This is a genomic window from Mycobacterium sp. 1165178.9 (assembly GCF_001673555.1).
Lineage (GTDB): Bacteria > Actinomycetota > Actinomycetes > Mycobacteriales > Mycobacteriaceae > Mycobacterium.
Genome location: NZ_LZMB01000396.1, coordinates 1 through 1,507 on the forward strand (window position 1 = coordinate 1; position 1,507 = coordinate 1,507).

1 protein-coding gene and 2 pseudogenes are annotated in these 1,507 nt (G+C 65.6%); 2 read left to right on the forward strand and 1 reads right to left on the reverse strand.

Translation table 11 applies throughout. The features are described from left to right. A pseudogene (locus A5652_RS17270) lies at positions 1 to 627 on the reverse strand (acetyl-CoA C-acyltransferase); the annotation flags it as partial. A 148-nt stretch (positions 628 to 775) separates the two neighbouring features. Between A5652_RS17270 and A5652_RS17275 the strand changes: the two are divergent. Together A5652_RS17275 and A5652_RS17280 are read left to right on the forward strand one after the other, a co-directional pair. Continuing rightward, positions 776 to 988, forward strand: a pseudogene (locus A5652_RS17275) (alcohol dehydrogenase catalytic domain-containing protein); the annotation flags it as partial. 20 nt (positions 989 to 1,008) lie between these two features. After that, positions 1,009 to 1,398 carry a hypothetical protein gene (locus A5652_RS17280; RefSeq protein WP_067353899.1) on the forward strand — a complete coding sequence of 130 codons (390 nt, stop codon included), beginning with the start codon at positions 1,009 to 1,011 and terminating at the stop codon, positions 1,396 to 1,398. Positions 1,399 to 1,507 lie beyond the last annotated feature (109 nt).

The window sequence follows — 1,507 nt, forward strand, 5'->3', positions numbered from 1 at the left end:
GGTGACCGAGCCATCGAACTGGGTGATCTTCAGCGGCAGGATCTCCTCGGCGAACTTGGCGGCGTCCTGGGCCGCGACGGCGCGCTGATGCGAGCGCGCCGCCCAGGCGTCCATCTCCTCCCGGGTGATGCCGACCGCCTGCGCGGTGTTCCAGCCCACGGTGATCGACATGTCCTTGGCCGGCGCATCCGGCGTCTCCACGTGCGTCGGCGGCATCCAGCGCTCCTCGAACTTCAGCTCGGGGCCCGGAATCCGCCAGTTGGTCAGTGGCGTCATCGACAACGACTGCACGCCGCCCGCGATGAGCACGCGCTCCATGCCCGAGCCGATCTGCGCGGCGGCGTTGCCGATGGCCGTGAGGCTGCCCGCGCAGTGCCGGTTCACCGACTGTCCAGGAACGTGCTCAAGCCCCGTCGCGGTCGCCGCATAACGCGCCAAATCGCCACCACCGTAATGTGATTCGGCGAAGATGATGTCGTCGATGTGTGCGGGGTCGACGCCAGACCTGCGGACCACCTCGGGAAGCACCGCGGTGATCAGGGTTTCGGGCGGCGTGTTGACCAGCGTCCCCTTGAACGAACGGCCGATCGCGGTCCGGACGGCTCCGACAATGACGGGTGTTCCCATGTTTCCAACCTCGTTGTTGTGGGCGGTCAGACGCCGCAAATCGTATCAAATACTGTATAGGCAATAGTAATGGTCTAAGTTCAAGAGGCCGGACTCCTGTGACGGCGCTAACAATTAAGCGGTTCGGGTAAATACGGAGACAATGCCGTTGAAGACCCAAGGTGCGCTGGTCTGGGAACTGAACGAGCCATGGTCGGTCGAGGAGATCGAGATCGGCGGGCCCCGGCACAGCGAGGTGACGGTTCAGCTGGAGACCGCCGGGTTGTGCCACTCCGACCACCATCTGATGAGGGGCGACTTCCCCAACCCGAGTTATCCGGTGCTCGGCGGTCACGAGGGCGCCGGCATCATCACCGAGGTCACGCGAGCACAATGGGGTCAATGACCATCACACCCCTCGCCCGGCGTGACGCCCAAAGCACCGCTTACCGCGTCGCGGCGATGCTGATCGGCATCGGGACCGTCCACTTTGTGGCGCCCAAGCCGTTCGACCAGATCGTGCCCGCCGAGCTTCCCGGCACCCCACGCTTCTACACCTACGCGTCCGGAGTCGCCGAGATTGCGACCGGGGCCCTGCTGGTGCCACGGGCCACCCGCCGACTCGCCGCGCTGGCCGCCGTCGCGTTGTTCATCGGCGTCTTCCCCGCCAACGTCAACATGTGCCGATTGTGGTGGGGCAAGCCGTGGCCCATGCGCATCATCGCCCTGGCGCGCCTGCCGCTGCAGATCCCGATGATCACCACCGCGCTGAAGATCCGGCGCAACAGCTGACGTGCTGTAGGTGTGTCACCCGCGCGGCAACCGTCTCTGCCAGTCGTGGTGGTTTGTCACTTGCTCCACTGCCGTCGCTGCCGGCGGGCATGTACGAGTTGCCCGCCTC

Coding starts and splice junctions, on each gene's coding strand:
- A5652_RS17280 (WP_067353899.1), top strand. CDS start 1,009: ATGACCATCACACCCCTCGCCCGGCGTGACGCCCAAAGCACCGCTTAC.